The sequence below is a fragment of the Williamsia muralis genome, assembly GCF_002735905.1.
Classification (GTDB): domain Bacteria; phylum Actinomycetota; class Actinomycetes; order Mycobacteriales; family Mycobacteriaceae; genus Williamsia; species Williamsia muralis_A.
In genome coordinates this window covers 693,125-715,292 of record NZ_PEBD01000004.1, presented here as the reverse complement: position 1 = coordinate 715,292, position 22,168 = coordinate 693,125, and the positions used below count along the sequence as shown (strand labels likewise).

Genomic DNA, 22,168 nt, shown 5'->3' with positions numbered 1-22,168 from the left:
CGATGAGTGTTACGGACGAATCGCCTACCGCACCCAAGGCTGCCCGGCCGCTGGGCACCGGTATCAACATCTCCGGGCTGACCAAGGAGTTCAAGTCCGCGGGACTGCGGGGCGGGTCGTCGGTGACCGCACTCGACAACGTCGACCTGCAGACCTCGGAAGGCGCTTTCCTGTCGCTTCTCGGGCCGTCCGGATGCGGAAAATCCACGGTCCTGCGCATCCTGGCGGGTCTCGAAGAGGCCACTGCCGGCACGGCGCTGATGAACGGGCGCTCACCGAAAGAACTCCAGTCGCAACACGGGCTGGGCATCGCCTTCCAGGATTCCGCGCTGCTGCCGTGGCGCAGTGTCGAATCGAACATCAAGCTGCCGTTGCAGGTCGCGGGAATCTCCGTCGACAAGAGTTTCATCGACGAGCTGATCGCCCTGGTCGGTCTCAAGGGCTTCGAGAAGGCCAAACCGGCCACCCTGTCCGGAGGCATGCGTCAGCGCGTATCCATCGCCCGCGCGCTGGTCGTCAAACCCACAGCACTGTTGCTCGACGAACCCTTCGGTGCCCTCGACGACATGACCCGCCAGCGCCTGAACATCGAGCTGCTGCGCATCTGGACCGAGAAGCCGGCCACCACACTCATGGTCACCCACGGCATCGCCGAAGCGGTGTTCCTCTCCGATGTTGTCGCCGTGATGAGTCCCCGACCAGGACGGGTCCTGGAGACGGTCACCATCGACCTGCCCCGCCCGCGCGTACCCGACATGATGCGGACCCCCGAGTTCCACGCCCTGCATGACCACCTCAGCGGCCTGCTGTTCGGCAACAAGGGATCGGCGGGCGTCGCGTGACCACCCTCACCGCAGGCAAAGGGATGGGCGGCGCGCAGATCACCGGCCGGGCACAACTGGTCGGGAAACGCTGGGGTGCAGGAGCAATCGGCATTGTCGCGGTCCTCATCATCTGGACGATGGCCGGGTACTTCGAGTGGTTCAAAGGCACCATCCCCACCCCGCTGGCCGTCATCGACGCCATCGGGGACAAGGGTTGGGACTACTACATCAACAACTTCACACCCACGATCGAACTGTCTCTACGAGGGTTTCTGTGGGGCAACGTACTCGCCATCGTCCTGGCGCTGCTGGTGGTGATCATCCCGTTGATCGAGGGCGTGGCCACCCAGCTGGCCATCATCAGCTACTGCACGCCGATCATCGCGGTTGCGCCCATCGTGCAGGTGGCGTTTGCCGAGGTACAGACCATGATCGTGTTCCTCGCGGCGATCTCGGTGTTCTTCACCACCATGATCGGAACGTTGTCGGGCCTTCGCTCGCCACATCAGGCCAGTCTCGACCTCGTCAAAGTGTATGGCGGAGGCACCTTTTCGCAGCTGGTGCGGGTACGCATCATCTCAGCTCTGCCGAGCACCTTCGGGGCGTTGAAGATCGCCGCACCGGCAGCGGTGCTCGGTGCCGTGCTCGGCGAGTTCCTGGCGATGCCGGAAAAGGGTGCGGGGCCGGCGCTCATCATCGCCCAGCAAAGCGGCGACATCCCGGCCGTGTGGGCGATCGCTCTCGTGGCGGGAGCAGTCGCCGGGATCGGCTACGGCATCGTGGCGTTCTTCTCGGTCTTCGTCACCCTCTACAGCACCGGAATGGTAGGCAGCAAATGACCGCCGCCACCACATCCCAAGCTCCACCGACCGCTCCGGTTCCCGCGGCCGCAGCAACGCGGGCAAACGCCGGCAACGGCAAGGCGATCGCCTGGGAGATCGCCAAGTTCATCGGCTCGCTCGTGATCTCGTTCTTCCTGATCCTGGCCATCTGGTGGTTGTTCCTGCTGGCGTACCCGGATATCGGCCCGATCATCGGCAAGACCCCGGTGGACGTGTTCCACTACCTGTTCACCGACCCGACGGCCTCTGCCGACCGCAGCGCGATCCTCGACAATCTGTGGATCACGCTGAAAGACGCCGGGATCGGGTTCGTGTGCGGCATGGGCGCAGCAGTGGTCGCCGCCGCGCTGTTCGTGATGTTCCGCCCGGTTGCCCAGACGTTCATGCCGATCGCCATGTTGCTGCGGTCGGTACCGCTGGTGGCGATGACCCCGCTGATCACGCTTGTGGTGGGACGCGGTGTGGCCGTCGTCGCGGTGATGGGCGGGATCGTGGTGTTCTTCCCCGCGTTGGTGATGATCATGACCGGACTGGCGAATGCGCCGCGGCAGATCAACGACGTGATCGTGGCCTACGGCGGAACCCGCCTGACGGCTATGAAGATGGCGGCGTTGCCCTCGGCTGTTCCAGCACTGTTCGCCGCGGCCAAGGTCTCGGTGCCCGGCGCCATGATCGGAGCCACCGTTGCCGAATGGCTCGGCACCAACAAGGGATTGGGCGCCACCCTCCAGCAGGCGCTGCCCGCGGCAGCCTACAACGAGCTATGGGCGTCGGTGCTGGTCATCACGGTCGCCTCCATCGTGCTCTATGCGTTTGTCGGTGTCGCCGAGAAGCTCGTGCTGGCGCAGATGGGCACCACCCCGACCTAAGGCAGCTGCCGGTGGCGCAGATTCACAACTCGTTACAAACAAACGCACGTGCGCAATGTGGCCGAAACCGCGCCACCTTAAGTTCTGCCGAAGGCGGATCTCGATCTGAAGTACCGCCGACGTTCACTGAAAACAGGAGTCTGCACATGGCTTACACGTTCGACCGCCGATCCTTCCTTCGGTACTCCCTGATCGCCGGTGGCGCTGTCGGAAGCGCCAGTGTTCTCGCTGCCTGCAGCTCCGGCAGCAGCGACAGCGGCGGGGACAGCACCACCAATCCCAAGGTGCAGTTGTCGTGGCAGAAGAACATCGAGTTCGCCGGCGAGTACTTCGCCATCGAGAACGGCTACTACGAAGCCGCCGGACTCGGCACCCCCGAGCTGATCACCGGCGGCGGGCCGGGCACCGGCGTCGAGACGGGCCTGACGTCGAACAAGGTGTGGATCGGTATGACCGCCCCGCAGCTGACCGCCCCGGTGATCCTGCAGGGCGCCAAGCTCAAGACCGTCGCTGCGACGTTCCAGAAGAACCCCTTCTGCATCGTGTCGTCGGCGGGTAGCCCGATCCTGAGTCCCGAGGATATGAAGGGCAAGAAGATCGGCGTCCAGGCGTCGAACGAGAACGTCTTCAAGGCACTGCTCACCGCAAATGGCATGACCGACGCGGACATTCAGAAGATCACCGTGCAGTACGACCCGACCCCACTGACCAAAGGTGAGGTCGACGGCTGGGTCTCGTATGTCACTAATGAGCCGATTACGTTGGCAGAAGGCGGTTTCCCCAACGCGAACTTCCTGTTCGCCGACTTCAATCTGCCCCTCGTCGCCGAGACCCTCGTGGTCCGCCAGGAGACCATCGACAACGAGCGAGACAAGCTCAAAGCTTTCATCAAGGCCGACATCCAGGGCTGGTACGACGCGGTCGCCGACCCGGCCAAGTCGGCCGAGCTGGCCGTCACCAAGTACGGCAAGGATCTCGGCCTCGAACTCGGCGAGCAGATCAAAGAAGCCGAAGCCCAGAACACCCTGGTGGTGTCGGACGAGACCAAAGCCAATGGCCTGCTGACGATGTCAGATGAACTGATCGAGCTGAACATCGAAGCGCTTGCCAAGGCGGGCTACGACATCAAACCGGCCGACATCTTCGACATGTCGATCGTCAACGAGATCTACGCGGAGAACCCGGAGCTGAAGAAGCCGATCTGATCCTTCCCAATCACCCGTCGACCGGGCCGTTGACCCCAACGAGCGGGCCCTTGTTCGCACTGAACGTGCTCCGGGCAACCAGTGGTGGGCCAAGTCGCGGGAGAACTGCACGGTCGACGGGGACTACGGCACGGTTGATGGGGATAACGGCACGGTCGACGCGGGTAACGGCCCGATCGACGGGAGTAACGGCCCGATCGACGGGAGTAACGGCCCGATCGACGGGAGTAACGGCACGGTCGATGGTCAGCTGGGGAGGTGGTTGTAGCGATCCAGGGCCACCCGGCGCTGTGCCGAGTGGTCCACGATCGGCTCCGGGTAGTCGTCGGGCCGCAGTGCGCCGGGTTCGTGGACCGCGCTACCCGGAATGGAGCGGAGCTCGGGAACCCAGCGACGTACGTAATCCCCGGAGGGATCGAACTTCTTGCCCTGCGTGGTGGGGTTGAACACCCGAAAGTACGGTGCCGCATCGGTTCCCGACCCCGCGACCCACTGCCAACCGTGCTGGTTGCTCGCCATGTCGCCGTCGATGAGTTGATCGAGGAACCATGCCGCGCCGCGCTGCCACGGCAGGTGCAGGTCCTTGATCAAGAATGATGCGACGATCATGCGCAGCCGATTGTGCATGAACCCACTCCCCGAGAGCTGACGCATACCCGCGTCGACGATCGGATATCCGGTCTTCCCCTCGCGCCACGCATCGAAGTCCGCATCGGCGTCCGCTCCCGAGTCGTGCTCCATCGCATCGAACTTCTTGTTCAGGTTCCACCACACCGAATCGGGTCGCTGGTACAGCACATCGGCATAGAAGTCGCGGAACGCCAATTCCCTGACGTAGGCGGCCTGTCCGGTCCCCTCGGATTTGCCGAGTTTGGCAAGCATCGCCCGCGGATGGATGTTGCCGTACTTCAGATACGCCGACATCCGGCTGGACGCCTCGAGATCGGGCCGGTTGCGGTCCTGCTCGTACCCGAGCACGCCGTCGGCGATGAACTCGGCGAAACGCTCGTGCGCGGCGTGCTCGCCGGCAGGAATGTCGAGTGTGGCCGGCGGGTCGGGAATGTCGATGGACTCGACACCTGCGACGTCACGGGGGTCGATCCAGTCCGCGGACTCCAGTCCGGTGTCGGCCGGCTCCCGCCATCCGTGTGCCTTCCACGTACGGAAGTAAGGGGTGAACACCCGGTAGGGCTCACCGTCGTCTTTGCGAACGCGACCGGGCGTCACCGCGTAGGGCGATCCTTCGGCGCGTAGCGGCACGTCGCCCAGCGCTTCGTCCACCTTGCGGTCTCGGCGACGTCCGTACGGGGCGAAGTCGGCGGTGATGTGCACCGCCTCGGCGTCGATGGCCTTCGCGATGGCGGGAATCTGATCCTCGGGCGCTCCGCGGACGATCAGGAATCTGCCGTCGAGCTGGTTGTGCAGATCACGGAGCGACTCGTACAAGAACGCCAGTCGTCGATCGCCCGACGATGCCTCGAGTCTGGGGTCGAGGACAAAGCAGGCCAGGACGCGCCTGCCCTCCGCGGCCAGCAGCGGTGGCAGATCACCCAGCCGCAGGTCTCGACGAAGCCAGAGCAGGATCGGTTGTTGGTCCATGCACCCATCCTGCCGAAAACAGCGGCGAAGGGTGGTACATCAATGTCGCGAATGCTTCGGCGGATGCAACAGCAGGTCGATGACCAGCGCAGTCCATCCCGTTTGATGACTCGCACCGAGACCGGCCCCGTTGTCTCCGTGGAAGTACTCGTTGAACAACAGGTTGTCTTTCCACGCGGGGTCGGTCTGGAGGATCTCTGTTCCCCCGTACACGGGACGGCGGCCGTCCGCGTCGGGCAGCCAGATCGACACCAGTCGGTCCGCCAAGTCTTGGGCGATCTCGAAGAAGTCGGAGTCGGCGTCCGCGCCGGTGGGGTAAGCCATCGTCGCCTCGGTGCCGAAGAAGCGGCCGTACTGCACCAGCGCGCGGATCGCCAGGTAGTTGATCGGGAACCACACCGGACCCCGCCAGTTCGAGTTGCCGCCGTACATGGCGGTCCGCGACTCCGCGGGCTCGTAGTCGATGACCGCGCCGGTGGCACCGGGCAACGTGTACGGCTCGCGATACTTCTTGGACAAGGAGCGCAGACCGTGGTCGGAGAGCATTGCGTCCTCGTCGAACACCGTGCGCATCAACGACCGCAACTGGTCGGCAGACAGCACCGACAGCAGGATGCGCGGTTTGTCGTCGTCGGTGCGGATCCGGCACGATTGCCCCTCCCCGATGCCGAGAGCCGCGAATCGCCGGGTGAATCGCTTCCGTAACCTGCTCATCCGCTTGGCATTGCGCGCAGGGATCTCCGCGGCAGCCAGCGCCGGGATCAGCCCGACCAGACTCTGCACCTTGATCGACTCGCAGGTGCCGCCAGGGTCGGTCAACCGGTCGTAGTAGAAGCCGTCCTCCACGTTGTACAGGCCGGATTCCTTGAGCGACTGCGCGATCAGGGTGAAGTGCTCGAGGAACTTGATCACCATGTCTTCGTAGACCGGGTCGTGGTCGGCCAGTGCCAGCGCGATGCCCAGCATGGCCTCGGCATAGAACGCCATCCACCCCGTACCGTCGGACTGCTCCAGGGTGGTGCCCGGCGGCAGGTGCGAGCGGTCGACCGGACTGATGTTGTCGAGTCCGAGGAACCCGCCACCGAACACATTGTTGCCGTGCGGATCCTGCCGATTCACCCACCAGGTGAAGTTGAGCAGCAGTTTCTGGAAAACTCGTTCGAGGAACTCGACATCGTTGCTGCCGTCGATGTTGAACACCCGCAGCGCCGCGAGGGCGTGCACGGGCGGGTTGACGTCGTCGAAGCTCCACTCATAGGCGGGCAGAGCACCATTGGGGTGCAGGAACCACTCCCGCAGGAGCACGATCAACTGGTACTTCGCGAACGCCGGATCCAGATGCGCCCACGAGATGGAGTGAAAAGCCAAGTCCCAGGCAGCAAACCACGGGTACTCCCACGGGTCCGGCATCGCCAGGATGTCGAACGCATCGAGGTGCCGCCAATCGGTGTTGCGCCCGTGCTGATGTCCCGCTGGGGGCGGCGGCTCCGCGGGATCACCGTCGAGCCACCGCCCGACCTGGTAGGAGTACATCTGCTTACTCCAGATCAGACCCGCGGCGGCCTGGGTGAGGATCCGCATCTGCTCGGCGTCGAGATCTGGGCCGATGGCGGCATAGAACTCGTCCGCCTCGGTTTGCCGCTGCGCGGCGATTCTGCCGAAGTCGTTTCCCGCCCAGTCACTCTCATGGGATCCGGCATCGTCAGGCCCCGACAAGCGCACCCGCGCCTGCACCGTTTGTCCCGCGGGCACGTCCAGGTGATACCACCAGGCAGCCTTGGTTCCGCGCTCCGCCGGATTGACCGTCGCGGCGCCCGCGACCACGTGATCGTTGACCCCGTCCTTCGGGTACGGCGTGATCGGGTCACCGCCGAAAATCTTGGGAATGTTGGTCTCATTGTCGCAGAACAGGACCCGCGGCTCGGTCCCATCACTTGCCGGCGCCGCCCGCAGACGGTAGCCGTCGAGCCGGGCGTGTTCGAGGACCACCGCATCGCCATCGGCTTCAAGGGCCGGGATGTTCTGCTCGCCGCCGACTCGCCAGGTGTTTCGGAACCAGCCGGTGGGCAGCACGTCGATCGACGCGTCGTCCGCGCCGTTGTTGGTGACGCTGATGGTCATCAGGATGTCGGTCGGACTCGCCTTGGCGTAGGTGACGTCGACAACCCAATACCGCCCGTCGTCGAACACGCCGGTGTCGAGTAATTCGTACTCGAAATCGTCGCGACCGCGCCGGCCGTTCTCCTCCACCAGTTGTTCGTAGGGGAACGCCGCCTGCGGATAGTGGTAACGCCACTGCAGCAGAGCATGACTCGGCAGCCCCTGCAGATACCACCAGTATTCTTTGACGTCTTCACCGTGATTGCCCTGCGGGCCGGTGAGTCCGAACATGCGCTCCTTGAGAATGGGATCGGTGCCGTTCCACAGAGCCAGCGCCAAGCAGAACTCGTGCCCGATGTCGGAGATCCCGGCCATCCCGTCTTCGTTCCATCGGTAGGCGCGGGAACGGGCATGGTCGTGCGGGAAGTAGTCCCACGCATTCCCGTCATCGCTGTAGTCCTCACGCACGGTCCCCCAAGCCCTTTCGGACAGGTACGGTCCCCAGAGGTACCACGGGTTCGCATCGTGCAAGCCGTCTTCGAGACGCCCGGTGGCTTCGGCGAGACGTTGGTGCTCGGCCGTGCCACCTGGCCGTCGATGTTGCCCGTTCACTCAGATCGCCTCGCGTTCAGCATCATCGGTGGTGTCCTCCGCAGGGACCGGCTCCACACGGAACAGATGCCACAGCCTGGGGCCCAGCTCGACGAACAGGCCCTCGGTCAGATCGGCGGCGCTCCGGCGATACCGCAGATCGCGGGTGTCGTCGACGAGATCGACCTCATCGACCGGCGCGACGTGCTGCGGGTCCAGCGCCCCGGGGGCGTCCCATGCTGCTCGAACCATGCCACTGGCGACCTGGTCGCCGAGGTTCACCACGACGACCCAGCGGGTATCGCCGTGCCAGGTCCACGCCAGCAGATCCGCGGTGGTGGAGTTGTCGGCCCATCCGGTGATCTCGGCCGTGGCCCACGATCCGGTACGGAATACATTGTCACGCACAGTTTTCATCAGTCGGCCGTAGAAATCGAGCAGCTCGTTGTCGACCTCCTCGACCGGGCTGCGGCCCAGCTGCACAGGGAGATGCACCCGCCGGCCCTCGAACTGGCCGTCGTAGACCAACCTCGCGCCGGGCTGAGTGAACGACGTGACAGCCGCAATCTTGTGCTTCTCGAGCGACAACACCGATGCGGCCCTGGGCTCGTCGTGATTTTCGAGGAATCGGACGAGCCGACTGAGATGGTCCGATTCGGCATCGAGTCGCGATCTGACCGCGGCCGCGTCGCCCCCTTCGACGAGGCGGTCGTAGAGACCCTTGTCGTAGCAGTAGTCGAATCCCTGCTCCTGCAGGGCGGCCTCGAGGTCCCAGTACGCCTCCGCGATGAATGTGAAGTCGGGGTGTACTGACCTCACAGCTCCGATCACGAGTGGCCAATACTCCTGTGCCGGAAGATCTCCCGCGCGTACACCCCATGTTCTTCCGAACACGTCGTTCATCATCAGCATCGCCATGTCGCACCGCACACCATCACACTGTTCGGCGATTCGCGTGAGGGTGGTGATGACGGCCGCACGCAACTCGGTGGAGAAGGCGTTGAGTTGCACGACGTCGGGCCACGCGGGGAAGTAGGGATCGCGGCCGTTCGCGAGTACCTTGCCGCCGACCTCGAGGAAGGACGCCGGTTCCTCGCGCAGGTCATCCGCGGTGCCGCCGACGAAGAACTCCGGATGGGCGGTGGTCCACGAGTGGTCGGGCGCAACGTGGTTGGGCACGAAGTCCAAGATCAAGCGAATCCCGCGGTCGGCAAGCGCCTGCCGTGCCGACGCCAGCCCATCGGTGCCGCCGAGCATCGGGTCCACCTCGTATCCACGGATACAGTACGGCGAACCGACGATGTCATCGATGGTGAAGTCGGGCAAAATGTCCCGGCAATGCTGCACCAGGGTCTCGTCCGCTCTGGCGATCGCGACGCCGGCCGGGCTGCGCTGCCACACCCCCATCAGCCACACCGCATCAGCACCGCACGCCGCGATCGCGTCCCATGCCTCGCCGGGGACATCACCCAATTCGACGCGCCGACCGCACCTCCTGCTGAGCTCGTCGAGCCACGGCCACGTGTTGATCTCGTAGATGAACGGGTGCGCGATCACCCCGTAAACCTATCGCGCACAAAGCGTCAGTGGCTGTGAACGCCCAGGAGATCACCGCCCGTTCACCTGGGGTGACCGCGAGATGTGCTGGAGACAGCAAACAGCCCCGCACGGTCACCGTGCGGGGCTGCTGCGAAAAATGCGTACCGGGACCTAAGAAATGCCGAGCAGATCGATCACGAAGATCAGCGTCTTACCCGACAGCCGGTGTCCGGCGCCCTCGGGCCCGTAAGCGAGCTCCGGCGGCACGGTGAGCTGGCGGCGACCGCCGACCTTCATGCCGGGGATACCCTCCTGCCAGCCCGGGATCAGCCGGTCGAGCGGGAAGTTGGCGGACTGGCCGCGATTCCACGAGGAGTCGAACTCCTCGCCTGTCTCGTACTCGACGCCGACGTAGTGGACGTCGACCACTCCACCGGCAACAGCGACATCACCGTCGCCGATCACCAGGTCGGTGCTCACCAGTTCGGTGGGTGCGGGGCCTTGGGGGAACTCGATCTCAGGTTTTGTCATGGTTCAGCGCTGATCCATATTCAGGTAGTCACGTTCGGTGTATCCGGTGTAGATCTGCCGCGGACGGCCGATCTTCCCGGTCGGGTCGGCGTTCATCTCACGCCAGTGCGCGATCCAGCCGGGCAGCCGGCCGAGTGCGAACAACACGGTGAACATCCGGGTGGGGAACCCCATCGCGCGGTAGATCAGGCCGGTGTAGAAATCCACATTCGGGTACAGCTTGCGCGAGATGAAGTAGTCGTCGCTCAGGGCCACTTCTTCGAGCCCCTTGGCGATGTCGAGGAGATCGTCATTGACGCCGAGGAGCTCCAAGATTTGGTCGGCGGTCTCCTTGACGATCGCGGCCCGCGGGTCATAGTTCTTGTAGACCCGGTGCCCGAAGCCCATGAGCTTGACGCCGTCTTCTTTGTTCTTGACCTTGTTCATGAACTCCTTGGTGTCGCCACCGGAGGCCTTGATGTCGTCGAGCATCTCGAGCACGGCCTGGTTGGCACCGCCGTGCAGCGGGCCCCAGAGTGCGTTGATGCCACCGGAGATCGAGGTGAACAAGTTGGCCTGCGACGACCCCACCAGGCGAACCGTGGAGGTGGAGCAGTTCTGCTCGTGGTCGGCGTGCAGGATGAACAGCATGTCGAGGGCCTTGACCACGTCCGGGTTGACCTCATAGGGCTCTGCGGGGAAACCGAACGTCATCCGCAGGAAGTTCTCGACCAGGTTCAGCGAGTTGTCCGGGTACAGGAACGGCTGTCCGGTGGACTTCTTGTAGGCGTACGCCGCGATGGTGGGCAGCTTCGCCAGCAGGCGGATGGTCGAAAGCTCGACCTGCTCGGGATCTTTCGGGTCCAGGGAATCCTGGTAGTACGCGCTCAAGGCGTTGACTGCGCTGGACAGCACCGGCATGGGGTGCGCGTTGCGCGGGAACCCGTCGAAGAAGCGCTTGAGATCTTCGTGCAGCAGCGTGTGGCGACTGATCTTGTTGGTGAACTCGTCGAGCTCGGACGGGGTCGGGAGCTCACCGTTGATCAGGAGGTAGCTGACCTCGAGGAAGCTCGATCCCTTCGCCAACTGCTCGATGGGGTATCCGCGGTAGCGCAGGATTCCGGCATCGCCGTCGATGTAGGTGATCGCCGACTTGGTGGACGCCGTGTTGACGAAACCGCCGTCGAACGTGGTGAGTCCGGTCTCGGCGAGGAACTTCCCGAGTCCGACGCCGTTGGCGCCTTCTGTCGCTTCGACGATGGGAAGCTTGATCTCGCCGCCGGGATAGCTGAACGTGGCCTTGGCCTCCGCTGCCGATCCGTTGGCAGACACTGTTTCGGCGGACACTTGGTCCTCCCCTTTTCGACGGGCTGCACCGGTCTCGTGAACCGGTGCAGGTGTTTTACCTCCGGGGTCGTCGTAACGATCGTGCGACCCGGTTAACAACCTAGTCGGTTTCAAGCTCGCCCGCCCACGGAGGGTCCGCGCCGGGCCGCGACACGGTGATCGCGGCTGCCCGGGCGGCGAACTGCAGGGCCTCTGACCAGTCGTTTTCGGTCATCGTGCGGAGCAGCGCGGGGTCGAGGAAGCGGTGCGTGCCCAGCCAGTGCAGCAGGGCGCCACAAATCGTGTCACCTGCCCCTATGGTGTCGATCACATCGACTCTCCGGCCGGGTACACGCGCGGTGAGGTCGGGAGTGCGAACACTGAGTCCATCGCCGCCGTGCGTGATGACAACCGCGCCAACGCCGGCTTCGATCCAGCGGTCCGGATCTGTTCCGGCGGCGCCCTCGGCCAGCCATTCGGCGTCGTCGTCGGACACCTTGACGATGTCGAGCGACGGCAACCACGAGGCGAAGCGCCTGCGGTAGGCGTCGGGGTCGTCGATCACACCGGCGCGGATGTTGGGGTCGAGCAGGGTGAGGCGGCCCTCGCCATGACTGCGGTGCAGGAGCTTCTCGTAGGTACTGGCCCCGGGTTCGAGCACCATCGACAAGGTTCCGAAAGCGAGGGCGGCGACCGTGCGTGGTAGCTCACCCGGGTCGCTGACCAAGCGGTCGGCGGTGCCCTGCAGATAGAAGTTGTACTGCGCCGATCCGTCGTCGCCGATGCTGGTGAGAGCAAGCGTGGTCGGCTCCGAACCACGTTGCAGCAGAGACAGATTCACCCCCGCAGAGCGAAGCGCATCGGCGAGGGCATCGCCGAATGCATCGGTGGACACCCGCGAGCACAACGACACCGCTGACCCGAGGCGGCCCAAGGTGATCGCGGCGTTGAACGGGCCACCGCCCAAGGCAGGTGTCAGCGGACTGAGCGCACCGGGTGCAGACGGCACCAGGTCCACCAGCGCTTCTCCACACACGACGATTTCTCTCACGGCGCCACCCTCATTCCCGGAATCGCAGGCCCCAGCGCCCGGTCCAGATCTGACCCGGTTCGAGCACGATCAGATCGGTCCCGGTGGCCAGCGCGTTGGGCGGCGCGGTCATCGGTTCGATGGCCACGGCCCTGCCGCGACCGGGGTACGGCTGGTCGTGGTCCGGGTCAGCGGTGAAGGCCTGGACCCACGAGAAGTTGAGGTCGGTCCACAGTTCGGTGGTCCCGTCCGAACCGATCAGGCGATGGGTGATGATGCCGTCGTCATCCGCCATCGCGGTGAACGGGGTGTCGAGCCACACTCCCTTAACCGGTCGCGGTGTCCGGAAGTCGAACTCGGTGCCGGCGACGTCGACCGGGTCACCGTCGGGGAGCTGGCGTTCAGGGTCTAGCGGCTGGTACTGCTGCGCAGCCAGCTGCAGTGAGCAGTCGTCGGCGGGGACGTCGCCCACGCGGACGAAGGTGTGCTGGCCCAATGCGTACGGCGCGCGGATGGTCCCGGTGTTGGTGGTGGTGTGGGTGACGGTCAGGCCGTCGGGTCCCACCGCGTAGGTGGCGGTCAACTGGAGGTCGAACGGCCAACCGGGATGCTGCCCGACGGCGACGCCGAGGGTGACCGACGTCGGGGTCTGGTCGAGGACATTCCAGTCCACCATCCGCACGAAGCCATGGTTGGCGTTGTTCCGCCCGGCTTCGGTGATGGGGAGCTCGTACGACGTGCCGTCGAAGGTGTATCGGCCGTCGCCTGTGCGGTTCGGCCACGGCGAGAGCACCAATCCGCACGAGAGCGGAGGCTTGACCCCGGGTTCGATCTCCCAGGTCTCGGTGAGTAGTCGACCGCGCCATCTGACGGCCCGGAGCCCTGCGCCGGTCGCGGCGATCTGTGCGCTGTATTCATCCGCTTCGATGCTGTGCCCGGCCACATCGGTCAGCTTAGCCGCCGGACGCGGCGCGAACCCGGACCTCAACTGCCCGATGTACAGCAGCGACCGCGTACAACCGCTTCTGCTAGCCTTTCGGCCGATCCACTCGATTACAGGGGGTAGCGGTGGAACGGGGTCAAGAACTATTCGCTGACACGCGGACCATGGCGCGGCACGCGCGCAAGTTGGCGTTGGCAGCTACTCAAGCGGAGTCGAATCTCCAGAGCGACAGGATCGGTATTGCCGACGCGGCCGCGAAGTGGCCGGGGCAATCCAGCACGGCTATGAGCCAACTCGACACGCGTTGGGACACAGCGATAGACGCATTGAGTCGGAGCGTCGAATCACTTGCGGCCAACGTCACCCAGGCCACATCGACATACTTGGAGACCGACGCTACCAGTGCAGCCCACGTCGAAACCCGTACGCTGACGTGAGCGTCACGCTTGACGACGTCGACCAATGGGACGCTGAAACGCTAGGCGAGGTATTTGATCGGTGTCAGCGGATTGACAATGAATGCGTTCGACTCAACGATACGCTCAACGACGTTGGCCGCCTTGAGGGTTGGGGCGGTGAATCTGCGGTTGCTGCCTCCAGTTCGCTGAACAGCGTGAGGATCGATGTCGGTGAACTGATGGTGCAGGCGACGCACATTCGAAGAGCAGTCGACATAGCACAAACCGAAGTTCAAAGCGTAAAGCGTCGGCTCGAGTCCGCCCGATTGGAAGCAGCAGAACGGTCGTTGCTGATTGCGGGTGACGGGCACGTTTCCGAGGACATCAGCAATAGACCGGACATGACTGGCTGGACTGTACGCCAAATTGAGCGCTATACCGACGAGAAAGTACTGCAGATCCGCGCCCTCCAAGCGGAAGTCGACTCGATTCTGCAAGCAGCCAATGACGCCGATCAAGACCTCGCGGCGGCAATTCTGGGTGCGAGCGGACAAATCAATGTGGCGCATTCCAATCGAAATCAACTCGAGCGCGATGCGTTCCACAAGGCCTTCAACCGCGATCCAGTCTCAGAGACCGATTGGAAGACAGCGGCAATGCTAAACACTGCGACCTACGACCCCTCGTCGCGTGGCGTTCCATCGGAAGTCGTGGTCGCGAGAATCAATCCAGTCCCTGGTCAAGGGATAGTCAAACTTGGACTGTTCATTCCTAGCAGGCAAGTTTTCAACTTTCCGAAAGATGACTTCGGAGACAATCGTGGTTTCGACAGCAACTTCGGCCCGGAGGATACCCGGGCAACCGTATATTTGGACTACGAAAATGGAGTTGTCATCACCCGCCAGAACCCGTCAGTTCAAGTCGACGGTCAGGTAGGTGTTGATGCCCCCGAGGCGTATACTTGGCAATTGCCCGATGGAACGGTCATGGTCGATTACAAAGCGACCAATGCGTTCGCTCCGCCTGGAGCCGAGCTAGCAGACCGCGTCGTCCGCGGCAAAGTGATACTCACGCCCGGCGAAGACGGCCCCGATCTCTACGGCAATATCGGCGATTACCCTTCGGCCGAAGCGTATTCGGAACGTACGGGCGAACCGACTCGCACAATCCTTAGGGACCTCGCGGACAACACCGGCCCCCGCGGGCCACTTCTCGAACTCGGTAGCTATCACGTTGTCGGCGAAAGGCCCGAGCAGTTCGATCAACTTTATGAAGACAAAGCGGGCCCAGGAAGCCGCGCAGTCGTGCCACATATACGCGTCGATGGAACACGGTCCGGGTCGGCGTCCGATCCGCCAACGACTGTGATCGTCGACTGATGCCGCACCCCATCGGGATCTCTCGGGTTCGCGACCACGCGTGGCTCCTGTCGACAGCAATTACGGTCTTGGTTACCGGTTGCGGATTCGGACTATGGGAACGTCAGGCGCGTGATGGTGACCCTTCAGTCGGCCTGCCCAACCCCGCCTTCGCAGTCGCCGCCCTTCTTGCATTCGACGCCCTGGTGTTGATCGCGATTCACCGCCGGCGGATGTCGTTGATTCTCGCTACCGGGCACGGCATTTTGATCGCAGGTTTGTTGTTCAGCGCTGTCCGGCTGATCGATGCCCATGGATAAACGCTTCTTCGGGCCATGGACGCATCCCGGACTGGCCGTGGGGCTTGGACTGACGCTGGCGGGTTACTTCGTATTTCCGCTCCTGTGGTTGTGTTTCTTCGCGGCGCTGATCGGCCTTAACTCCACAAGGCCGTCGACCACGCAACTATGCTGCGGGGTGTCTCTTTCTGTGGCGATACCGGCCATCGGGTTGGCGGTCTATTCACTATGAGCGATAACGCACAATGCCTGTTTGCACAGATCAGACCTGCATCGTCTTTCTCCGCCGGCAGGTTGCCCACCGGTTATTCGGCCACGCCGATGGTGTCGCGGGTGATCGCCTCGACCGCACGCTAGGTCGCGTCGACGTCGTTGACCCAATCCGATAGAAGTCGAATTGACATTCCGCGACGCCTTTATCACGATCTCCCGGCATGCAGGCCGGTGTAACCGCGGTTGAGCAACTTGAACAGGTGGTTCTGCGACTGGTCGTAGTGCCGGGCATCGCGAATCGCGGACAGCGACAACTTGCGCACTCTGCACGCCGTATTCCTACCCGTTGAGCGAGTCTTTCCGGCGGCTCCTTAACCCGTGCCATGGCGCGGGCTGGGCGGTCGAGACGGGGCCGATCGTCGTCGTGACGGTTGACACATCCACTGAGACGGATCTAGAGTTCCGTCTCAATGGCCGTCTACGAAGGATGTCTCCGGTGACCGACCTCCGCGATTCTCAGCCGATCACACCCGTTGATCCGCCGGCCCCGGCGGACGTGGCGCAGCTACTCGGTCCGGATTCGGTGACCTGGAAGTTCTTCGGCGGCTGGCACGGAATGCTCATCGGCCTGTGGTCCGGCTCGATGCAGAACATGCACCCAAAGCTCGGTGCGGCAGTGTGGGAGCACTCCGACTTCTTCGGCGAACGCTGGGAGCGGTTGATGCGGTCGCTCTATCCGATCATCGGGGTGGTGTTCGACGGCACGGAGGACACCGGCCGCGAGGTTCGTGACTACCACCGCGAGATCAAGGGTGCGATGCCCGACGGCAGCCGCTATCACGCGCTCGATCCAGACGTCTTCTACTGGGCGCACGCCACCTTCTGGTACGGAAACATCCGGTGCGCGGAGGTCTTCGGACCACCGATCACCGAAGCGGAGAAACGTCAGCTGTTCGAGGAGTCACGCACCTGGTACGCGATGTACGGCGTCAGCACCCGGCCATGCCCGGATACCTACGAGGAGTTCGGAGAGTATTGGGATCACATGTGCCGCAACGTCCTTCAAGACCATCCCGCTGTCCGCACGGTACTGGACATCTCCGAACTGCCACCGCCACCGTGGATGTCGTGGATGCCCCGACCGGTGTGGAAGCACATGGTCCGGCCCACCGAACGGTTCTTCACGTGGCTGACGGTGGGCCTGTACGACCAGCCGGTTCGCGACATGATGGGCTTCACGTGGTCAGAACGTGACGAGCGCCGTTTCCGCCGGTTCGGCAAGGCCGTCGACACCTTCATGCGTTTGTTGCCCGAGCGCTACCGCAAACATCCGCGCTGCCGCGACGCCTGGGACCGGCTGGCCGGGGCCGTGCCCGCCGAAGCACCACTGCTGGACACCCCGGTACGCAATCTGCCTCCCGAAGCCGTCCGTGGCGAGCCGATGCACTACTGCCCGGTGACGGCGGCGCGACGGGCGAACCTGCCCTGGCAGTCCAACGAGACCGCACTCTGACGAACTCGACCGGGCTTCGGGCCCAGCGCTGAAGATCACCGTTGTCATGACGACCACCAGTGTCATCAAGACCACACCGGTCGACCGTAACGCGGCCACCTGGGGATTCGACTAGTCCTGCAGCACCGAAAGCGCACGCCCACGCCGTCCCGCACCGGGGCGGCATGCCCGGGCAGCGCCCAAGACAAGCCGACTGGCGCTCACGGCCAGATGCCCTACCATGTCCGGCGGAGCATCGACCATCGGCCGTCCCCAAAACCGGGACGGCCTGCCCCGGCGACAAGTCGCATGCGGAGGACCATGACCATCACCACAGCCGAGCCACGACCGACACTGCAGAAGGTGCCGCTGACCACCGAGGCGGCGCGCATCGGCGCCACCGCCTGGCACGCCGTCTGCGGAGGCGCGCGCTTCGCCACCCGGGTACGCCACAAGCAGGACGCGGCCGCAATCGGAGCCGGCGAGACACGCAACACGTTCGCCGCCCTGGGCCCGACCTACGTCAAGCTCGGGCAGCTCATCGCCTCGAGTCCAGGCGTGTTCCCCAAGGTGCTCTCCGATGAGTTCCGGTCGCTGCTCGACAGGGTGCCCCCTGCCGACCCCGAGCAGGTTCGTGCGCTGCTGACCAGTCAGCTCGGCCGCGACCCCGACGAGGTGTTCGACGACTTCGACGCCGAGCCGATCGCTTCGGCGTCCATCTCACAGGTCCACACCGCGACGCTGAAGACCGGAGAGTCGGTGGTCGTCAAGATCCAGCGTCCGGGCATCAAGGCCCGGCTGGCCGCCGACCTGCAGATCCTGCAGCGCACCGCCGCGCTCGTAGAACTGTCGTCGTACGGACGGATGCTCAGCGCCAAAGCGGTGATCGAGGACTTCACCGCCAACCTCCATTCCGAGCTGGACTTCCGCACCGAAGCCGCCGCCATGGAGGAGTGGACCGCGGCCATCTCGGGGTCGAAGTACGCCGACAAGGTGCGTGTACCGAAGGTGTACTGGGACCACACCACCGAGCGGGTGCTCACCCTCGAGCGCGTGGACGCCATTCGCATCGACGACGTCAAAGCCATCCGCCGCGCGGGTCACGACGGCACCGAGATCGTCAAGACGCTGCTGATGTCGTTGCTCGAGTCGGCCTTCACCGACGGGATCTTCCACGGCGATCTGCATGCCGGGAACGTTCTCGTCGACGCCCACGGGCGCATCGTGTTCCTGGACTGGGGCATCGTCGGCCGCTTCGACGACAACACCCGGATGATTGTCCGTGAACTGCTCGGAAACCTGATGCGCAGCAACTACGAGGCCGCCGGTCAGGCCCTCGCCGCGCTCGGAACCTTCGGGAAACCGGGTTCGGTTCGCGAGACCGCCAAGGACCTGCGACGCGTCGCCGCCCCCATCGGCGGGACCGAACTGGGGAACATGGCGTACGCCGACCTGGGCCGCCAACTCGCGAACCTCGCCAAGAACTACGACGCCCGGCTCCCCCGTGAGCTGGTACTCGTCGGCAAGCAGTTGCTCTACGTGGAGCGCTACATGAAGCTGCTCGCCCCGCGATGGAAGGCGATGGCCGACCCCCAGGTTGTCGGATACACCGCAGGCCTGCTGAAGGATTCGGCCCCCAGCCGCACCCGCACCTCCGCCCGATAGTGTGCGGTCCTGGCGATCAAAACGCCAGGTCGCATCCGCCAGAAGGCCACATCACCGGGAGATGCGGTAGCGGACAAAGGCGGGGACGGCGAGGGCAGCGAGGACTGTTCCGATCACGACGAGGATCCCGCCGCCTGCGGTGGCGACCGCGGTGCCGACCGATGCGGCCGCGGCGCCATGTGCGACGTCGGCAATGCGCGGCCCGCCCGCGACGACAACGATGAAGACGCCTTGAAGGCGCCCTCGCACATCGTCATTCGCGGCCGCCTGCAGCATCGACATCCGGAACGCGGCCGACGCCATGTCGGCAGCGCCGCCGATCATGAGTAATGCCACCGCGATCGGGAGCATCGGTAACGCCGACCCCGAGGCGAAACCGACGCAGATCCCCACCCCGGTGATCGCCACACCCCAGATGAGGATGCAGATGATCACCGCGTACCCCTGACGCTGCACTCGCGAGACCCAGCCGGAGAACACTCCCCCGATCACCGCACCCGCGGCGATGGCCGAGAACAAGAGCGCAAAGGCCACACCACCACCGTCTGGTCCGCCGAAACTCTCGTGCGCCATCTGCGGGAACAGCGCCCTGGGCATGCCGAAGATCATCGCGATCAGGTCCACCAGGAACGACATCATCAAGACTTTGTGACCGCCGAGATAGCGGAATCCCTCGATCACCGACTTCAAGCCCGGCGTGCCCCGTTTGTCCGGTCCCTCCGGTCGCAGCGACGGCAACCGGATCACCGCCCAGATCGTGGCGAACAGGAACAACGTGTCCACCAGGTACAGCACGGAATAACCCAGGATCGGGATGAGCGCCCCACCCACCAGCGGGCCGGCGATCCCGCCGGCCTGCATCACCGTCATGTTCAGCGAATTGGCTGCGGGCAGTTCGGTTTTCGACATCAGCTTGGGCAGGATCGCCGACCGCGTCGGCTGATTGACCGCAAAAAAGGCCTGCTGTACCGCGAACACCACGAGGATGAACCACACGTTGCCGAAGCCCAGCGCCGACTGCACGAAGAACAGAGCGCTGGTCGCGATCAACCCGAAGGTCGTGATGATCAACAGGATTCGCCGGTCCATCACATCGGCAACCGCCCCGCCCCAGAGGCCGAAGATCACCAGCGGGACAAGGCCGAACAATCCGGTCAGTCCCACGTAGGCCGAACTGCCGGTGAGTTGATAGATCTGTGCGGGAACCGCCACCACCGTCAGTTGCGCACCGATGACCGTGACGATGTTCGCCCACCACAGGCGTCGGAAATCAGGGTGTTGCAGCGGGGTGGTGTCGGCGAGGAACCGGCGCGTCACCTCGTCCGTACCCCGGAACCCGAACCCGGCAGGACCGGCCGGATGAGCGTGGTCGGTGTCACGGCTGCAATCTCACACTGCGCCACCGGCCGTCGACGAGCGTGCACCTAACCCGGTTGTGCAACCTGTTGGCCCGGCCCTGCCAGAACTCCACCTCGGTCGGCGTCAGGCGGTAGCCACCCCAGCGTGGCGGCACCGGAACCGGTTGATCCCCGTCCGCGCCACCGAACTGGTCCGCGATCGCCGCCGCACGCTCCTCGAGCGCCTGGCGTGACTCGATGGGTGCCGACTGTTCGGACGCGTAGGCACTGAGCTGAGAACCACGCGGCCGCCTGACCCAGTAGTTTTCGGTGGCCTCGGCGGGCACCTTGCTGACGGGCCCTCGAAAATGCACCTGCCGCTCCATCCCGATCCACGGGAAGGTGACCGAGGCATACGGAGTGGACGCCAGATGGTTTGCCTTGTCGGAGTCGTAGCCGGTGAAGAACACCACGCCGTCAGCATCGGCCCCCTTGCACAGCACCGTGCGGGTGGACGGATGGCCGTCGGCATCAACCGTGCCGAGAACCATCGCGTTGGGTTCGGCGATCGCGGCATCGATTGCTTCGCGCAGCCATTGACCGAACAGGGCCAGCCACGGCGGATCCCCTGCGAGCCAGCTCGGGTCGAGGTTGCCGCGCACCCCATCCGCACCCGCCGCGTCGTCACCGCCCGATGCCGAATAGGCCACCCGCATACTCGACAGATCCACCGGTTCGTTCGTCACGACGAATAACGCTACTCCCGGGTAACCGCGGCTGGAACGGGCTACTACAGTCCTAGGCAAGTACGGCAGTCGGTGCCCCGAGACCGCGGGTGACAGCGCGGCCGCAGTGTGCAGCTCGAACCGCGAGGAGTGCGATCGATGGCAGTCAATGTGCAGGTACCGGAGGGATTCGTCGAAGGTCTCGAGGGCGTCACCGCCTTCACCACCGAGATCGCCGAGCCGGACAAGAACGGCGGAAACCTCCGATACCGCGGGGTCGACATCGAAGACCTGGTCGAGAACAACGTGACCTTCTCTGATGTCTGGGCGCTGCTGGTCGACGGGAAGTTCGGCGACGGCCTCCCCCCGGCCGAGCCCTTCCCGCTGCCCATCCACACCGGCGACGTCCGCGTCGACGTGCAGGCCGGGCTGGCCATGCTTGCTCCGATCTGGGGCTACAAGCCGCTGCTCGACATCGACGAGTCCACCGCACGCAACAACCTCGCCCGCGCCTCGGTGATGGCGCTGTCGTACGTCGCCCAGTCGGCACGCGGCATCCATCGTCCCGCCGTGCCGCAGGACGTGATCGACGAATGCGACACCGTCACAGCACGTTTCATGACCCGCTGGAAGGGTGAGCCGGACCCCGCGCACATCCGCGCCATCGATGCCTACTGGGTCAGCGCCGCCGAACACGGCATGAACGCCTCCACGTTCACCGCCCGCGTCATCGCCTCCACGGGCGCCGACGTCGCGGCGTCGCTGTCGGGTGCCATCGGTGCGATGTCCGGCCCGCTGCACGGGGGCGCACCGGCCCGCGTGCTGCCGATGATCGAAGAGGTCGAGCGCACCGACGACCCCCGCGGCCTGGTCAAGGGCATCCTCGACCGCAAAGAAAAGCTGATGGGTTTCGGTCATCGCGTCTACCGCGCCGAAGATCCCCGGGCCCGGGTCCTGCGCCGCACGGCCCAGGAACTCAACGCCCCGCGCTATGAGGTTGCTGCCGCGCTCGAGCAGGCCGCCCTGACAGAACTACGCGAACGGCGCCCCGACCGCGCCATCGAGACCAACGTGGAGTTCTGGGCCGCGGTCATCCTCGACTTCGCCGAGGTGCCGCCGCACATGATGCCCGCCATGTTCACCTGCGGGCGCACCGCCGGTTGGTGCGCACACATCCTCGAACAGAAGCGTCTGGGCAAACTCGTCCGTCCTGCCGCGCTGTATGTGGGCGCTGCACCCCGCCGCCCGGAAGACGTCGAAGGCTGGGCCACCATCGCCGGCTGACCCGGAAATGGTGGGTTCG

General features: G+C 64.5%; 19 protein-coding genes. 9 read left to right on the top strand and 10 right to left on the bottom strand.

All coding sequences use genetic code 11. The features are described 5' to 3' along the window. Positions 1–2 precede the first annotated feature (2 nt). The 4 genes from CSW57_RS04060 (at position 3) to CSW57_RS04045 (ending at position 3,740) form a co-directional block, all read left to right on the top strand. The gene (locus CSW57_RS04060) at positions 3–842 is read left to right on the top strand and encodes an ABC transporter ATP-binding protein (RefSeq protein ID WP_099381532.1); all 840 of its coding nucleotides are present in this window, start codon (positions 3–5) and stop codon (positions 840–842) included. A gap of 23 nt (positions 843–865) precedes the next feature. Continuing rightward, on the top strand, positions 866–1,663 hold the full coding sequence (locus CSW57_RS04055; protein WP_099382034.1) for an ABC transporter permease: 798 nt from the start codon (positions 866–868) through the stop codon (positions 1,661–1,663). Then, the gene (locus CSW57_RS04050) at positions 1,660–2,535 is read left to right on the top strand and encodes an ABC transporter permease (protein WP_223249018.1); all 876 of its coding nucleotides are present in this window, start codon (positions 1,660–1,662) and stop codon (positions 2,533–2,535) included. The genes CSW57_RS04055 and CSW57_RS04050 overlap by 4 nt, the downstream gene beginning before the upstream one ends. Before the next feature lie 146 nt (positions 2,536–2,681). Next, positions 2,682–3,740, top strand: a complete 1,059-nt coding sequence (locus CSW57_RS04045; protein WP_099381531.1) for an ABC transporter substrate-binding protein — start codon at positions 2,682–2,684, stop codon at positions 3,738–3,740. Between the two features lie 246 nt (positions 3,741–3,986). On the opposite strand, the gene CSW57_RS04040 is transcribed toward CSW57_RS04045, so the two are convergent. The 7 genes from CSW57_RS04040 to CSW57_RS04010 form a co-directional block, all read right to left on the bottom strand. Continuing rightward, positions 3,987–5,339 carry a cryptochrome/photolyase family protein gene (locus CSW57_RS04040; RefSeq protein WP_099381530.1) on the bottom strand — a complete coding sequence of 451 codons (1,353 nt, stop codon included), beginning with the start codon at positions 5,337–5,339 and terminating at the stop codon, positions 3,987–3,989. A 39-nt stretch (positions 5,340–5,378) separates the two neighbouring features. Then, positions 5,379–8,051, bottom strand: coding sequence for an MGH1-like glycoside hydrolase domain-containing protein (locus CSW57_RS04035; RefSeq protein WP_099381529.1), 2,673 nt, complete (start codon positions 8,049–8,051; stop codon positions 5,379–5,381). After that, positions 8,052–9,587: an alpha-amylase family glycosyl hydrolase gene (locus CSW57_RS04030; RefSeq protein ID WP_099381528.1), complete on the bottom strand. Its 1,536-nt coding sequence runs from the start codon at positions 9,585–9,587 to the stop codon at positions 8,052–8,054. It lies immediately after the preceding gene. A 153-nt stretch (positions 9,588–9,740) separates the two neighbouring features. Further along, positions 9,741–10,100: an FKBP-type peptidyl-prolyl cis-trans isomerase gene (locus tag CSW57_RS04025; RefSeq protein WP_099381527.1), complete on the bottom strand. Its 360-nt coding sequence runs from the start codon at positions 10,098–10,100 to the stop codon at positions 9,741–9,743. Between the two features lie 3 nt (positions 10,101–10,103). After that, positions 10,104–11,426 carry a citrate synthase gene (locus CSW57_RS04020; protein WP_023960053.1) on the bottom strand — a complete coding sequence of 441 codons (1,323 nt, stop codon included), beginning with the start codon at positions 11,424–11,426 and terminating at the stop codon, positions 10,104–10,106. 100 nt (positions 11,427–11,526) lie between these two features. Further along, complete coding sequence (locus CSW57_RS04015) at positions 11,527–12,456, bottom strand: carbohydrate kinase family protein (protein WP_099381526.1); 930 nt, start codon at positions 12,454–12,456, stop codon at positions 11,527–11,529. 10 nt (positions 12,457–12,466) lie between these two features. Further along, positions 12,467–13,378 carry an aldose 1-epimerase family protein gene (locus tag CSW57_RS04010; RefSeq protein ID WP_099381525.1) on the bottom strand — a complete coding sequence of 304 codons (912 nt, stop codon included), beginning with the start codon at positions 13,376–13,378 and terminating at the stop codon, positions 12,467–12,469. A gap of 164 nt (positions 13,379–13,542) precedes the next feature. Here CSW57_RS04010 and CSW57_RS24830 point away from each other — a divergent pair, with 164 nt between their 5' ends. Next, complete coding sequence (locus CSW57_RS24830) at positions 13,543–13,815, top strand: WXG100 family type VII secretion target (protein WP_143696467.1); 273 nt, start codon at positions 13,543–13,545, stop codon at positions 13,813–13,815. After that, positions 13,812–15,155, top strand: coding sequence for a hypothetical protein (locus tag CSW57_RS24235; protein ID WP_143696466.1), 1,344 nt, complete (start codon positions 13,812–13,814; stop codon positions 15,153–15,155). The genes CSW57_RS24830 and CSW57_RS24235 overlap by 4 nt, the downstream gene beginning before the upstream one ends. 125 nt (positions 15,156–15,280) lie before the next feature. Here the strand turns inward: CSW57_RS24235 and CSW57_RS24400 are convergent, their stop codons facing one another. Then, a complete protein-coding gene (locus tag CSW57_RS24400) occupies positions 15,281–15,448 on the bottom strand; it encodes a hypothetical protein (protein WP_189339124.1) in 168 nt (55 codons plus the stop codon). A gap of 622 nt (positions 15,449–16,070) precedes the next feature. Between CSW57_RS24400 and CSW57_RS03980 the strand changes: the two genes are divergently transcribed. Next, the gene (locus CSW57_RS03980; RefSeq protein ID WP_370623895.1) at positions 16,071–17,159 is read left to right on the top strand and encodes an oxygenase MpaB family protein; all 1,089 of its coding nucleotides are present in this window, start codon (positions 16,071–16,073) and stop codon (positions 17,157–17,159) included. Between the two features lie 300 nt (positions 17,160–17,459). Beyond that, complete coding sequence (locus tag CSW57_RS03975) at positions 17,460–18,803, top strand: ABC1 kinase family protein (RefSeq protein WP_189339123.1); 1,344 nt, start codon at positions 17,460–17,462, stop codon at positions 18,801–18,803. A gap of 51 nt (positions 18,804–18,854) precedes the next feature. On the opposite strand, the gene CSW57_RS03970 is transcribed toward CSW57_RS03975, so the two are convergent. Continuing rightward, a complete protein-coding gene (locus tag CSW57_RS03970; RefSeq protein ID WP_099381518.1) occupies positions 18,855–20,120 on the bottom strand; it encodes an MFS transporter in 1,266 nt (421 codons plus the stop codon). A 58-nt stretch (positions 20,121–20,178) separates the two neighbouring features. Beyond that, positions 20,179–20,856, bottom strand: a complete 678-nt coding sequence (gene pdxH, locus CSW57_RS03965; RefSeq protein WP_099382032.1) for a pyridoxamine 5'-phosphate oxidase — start codon at positions 20,854–20,856, stop codon at positions 20,179–20,181. A 168-nt stretch (positions 20,857–21,024) separates the two neighbouring features. Between pdxH and CSW57_RS03960 the strand changes: the two genes are divergently transcribed. Then, a complete protein-coding gene (locus tag CSW57_RS03960; protein ID WP_062795471.1) occupies positions 21,025–22,149 on the top strand; it encodes a citrate synthase 2 in 1,125 nt (374 codons plus the stop codon). Positions 22,150–22,168: the final 19 nt, after the last annotated feature.

What these genes read in the sequence shown, in the direction of transcription:
- CSW57_RS04060 (WP_099381532.1), top strand. Translation starts at nt 3, where the DNA reads ATGAGTGTTACGGACGAATCGCCTACCGCACCCAAGGCTGCCCGGCCG.
- CSW57_RS04055 (WP_099382034.1), top strand. Translation starts at nt 866, where the DNA reads ATGGGCGGCGCGCAGATCACCGGCCGGGCACAACTGGTCGGGAAACGC.
- CSW57_RS04050 (WP_223249018.1), top strand. Translation starts at nt 1,660, where the DNA reads ATGACCGCCGCCACCACATCCCAAGCTCCACCGACCGCTCCGGTTCCC.
- CSW57_RS04045 (WP_099381531.1), top strand. Translation starts at nt 2,682, where the DNA reads ATGGCTTACACGTTCGACCGCCGATCCTTCCTTCGGTACTCCCTGATC.
- CSW57_RS04040 (WP_099381530.1), bottom strand. Translation starts at nt 5,339, where the DNA reads ATGGACCAACAACCGATCCTGCTCTGGCTTCGTCGAGACCTGCGGCTG.
- CSW57_RS04025 (WP_099381527.1), bottom strand. Translation starts at nt 10,100, where the DNA reads ATGACAAAACCTGAGATCGAGTTCCCCCAAGGCCCCGCACCCACCGAA.
- CSW57_RS24830 (WP_143696467.1), top strand. Translation starts at nt 13,543, where the DNA reads ATGGCGCGGCACGCGCGCAAGTTGGCGTTGGCAGCTACTCAAGCGGAG.
- CSW57_RS24400 (WP_189339124.1), bottom strand. Translation starts at nt 15,448, where the DNA reads ATGGGCATCGATCAGCCGGACAGCGCTGAACAACAAACCTGCGATCAA.
- CSW57_RS03975 (WP_189339123.1), top strand. Translation starts at nt 17,460, where the DNA reads ATGACCATCACCACAGCCGAGCCACGACCGACACTGCAGAAGGTGCCG.
- pdxH (WP_099382032.1), bottom strand. Translation starts at nt 20,856, where the DNA reads ATGCGGGTGGCCTATTCGGCATCGGGCGGTGACGACGCGGCGGGTGCG.
- CSW57_RS03960 (WP_062795471.1), top strand. Translation starts at nt 21,025, where the DNA reads ATGGCAGTCAATGTGCAGGTACCGGAGGGATTCGTCGAAGGTCTCGAG.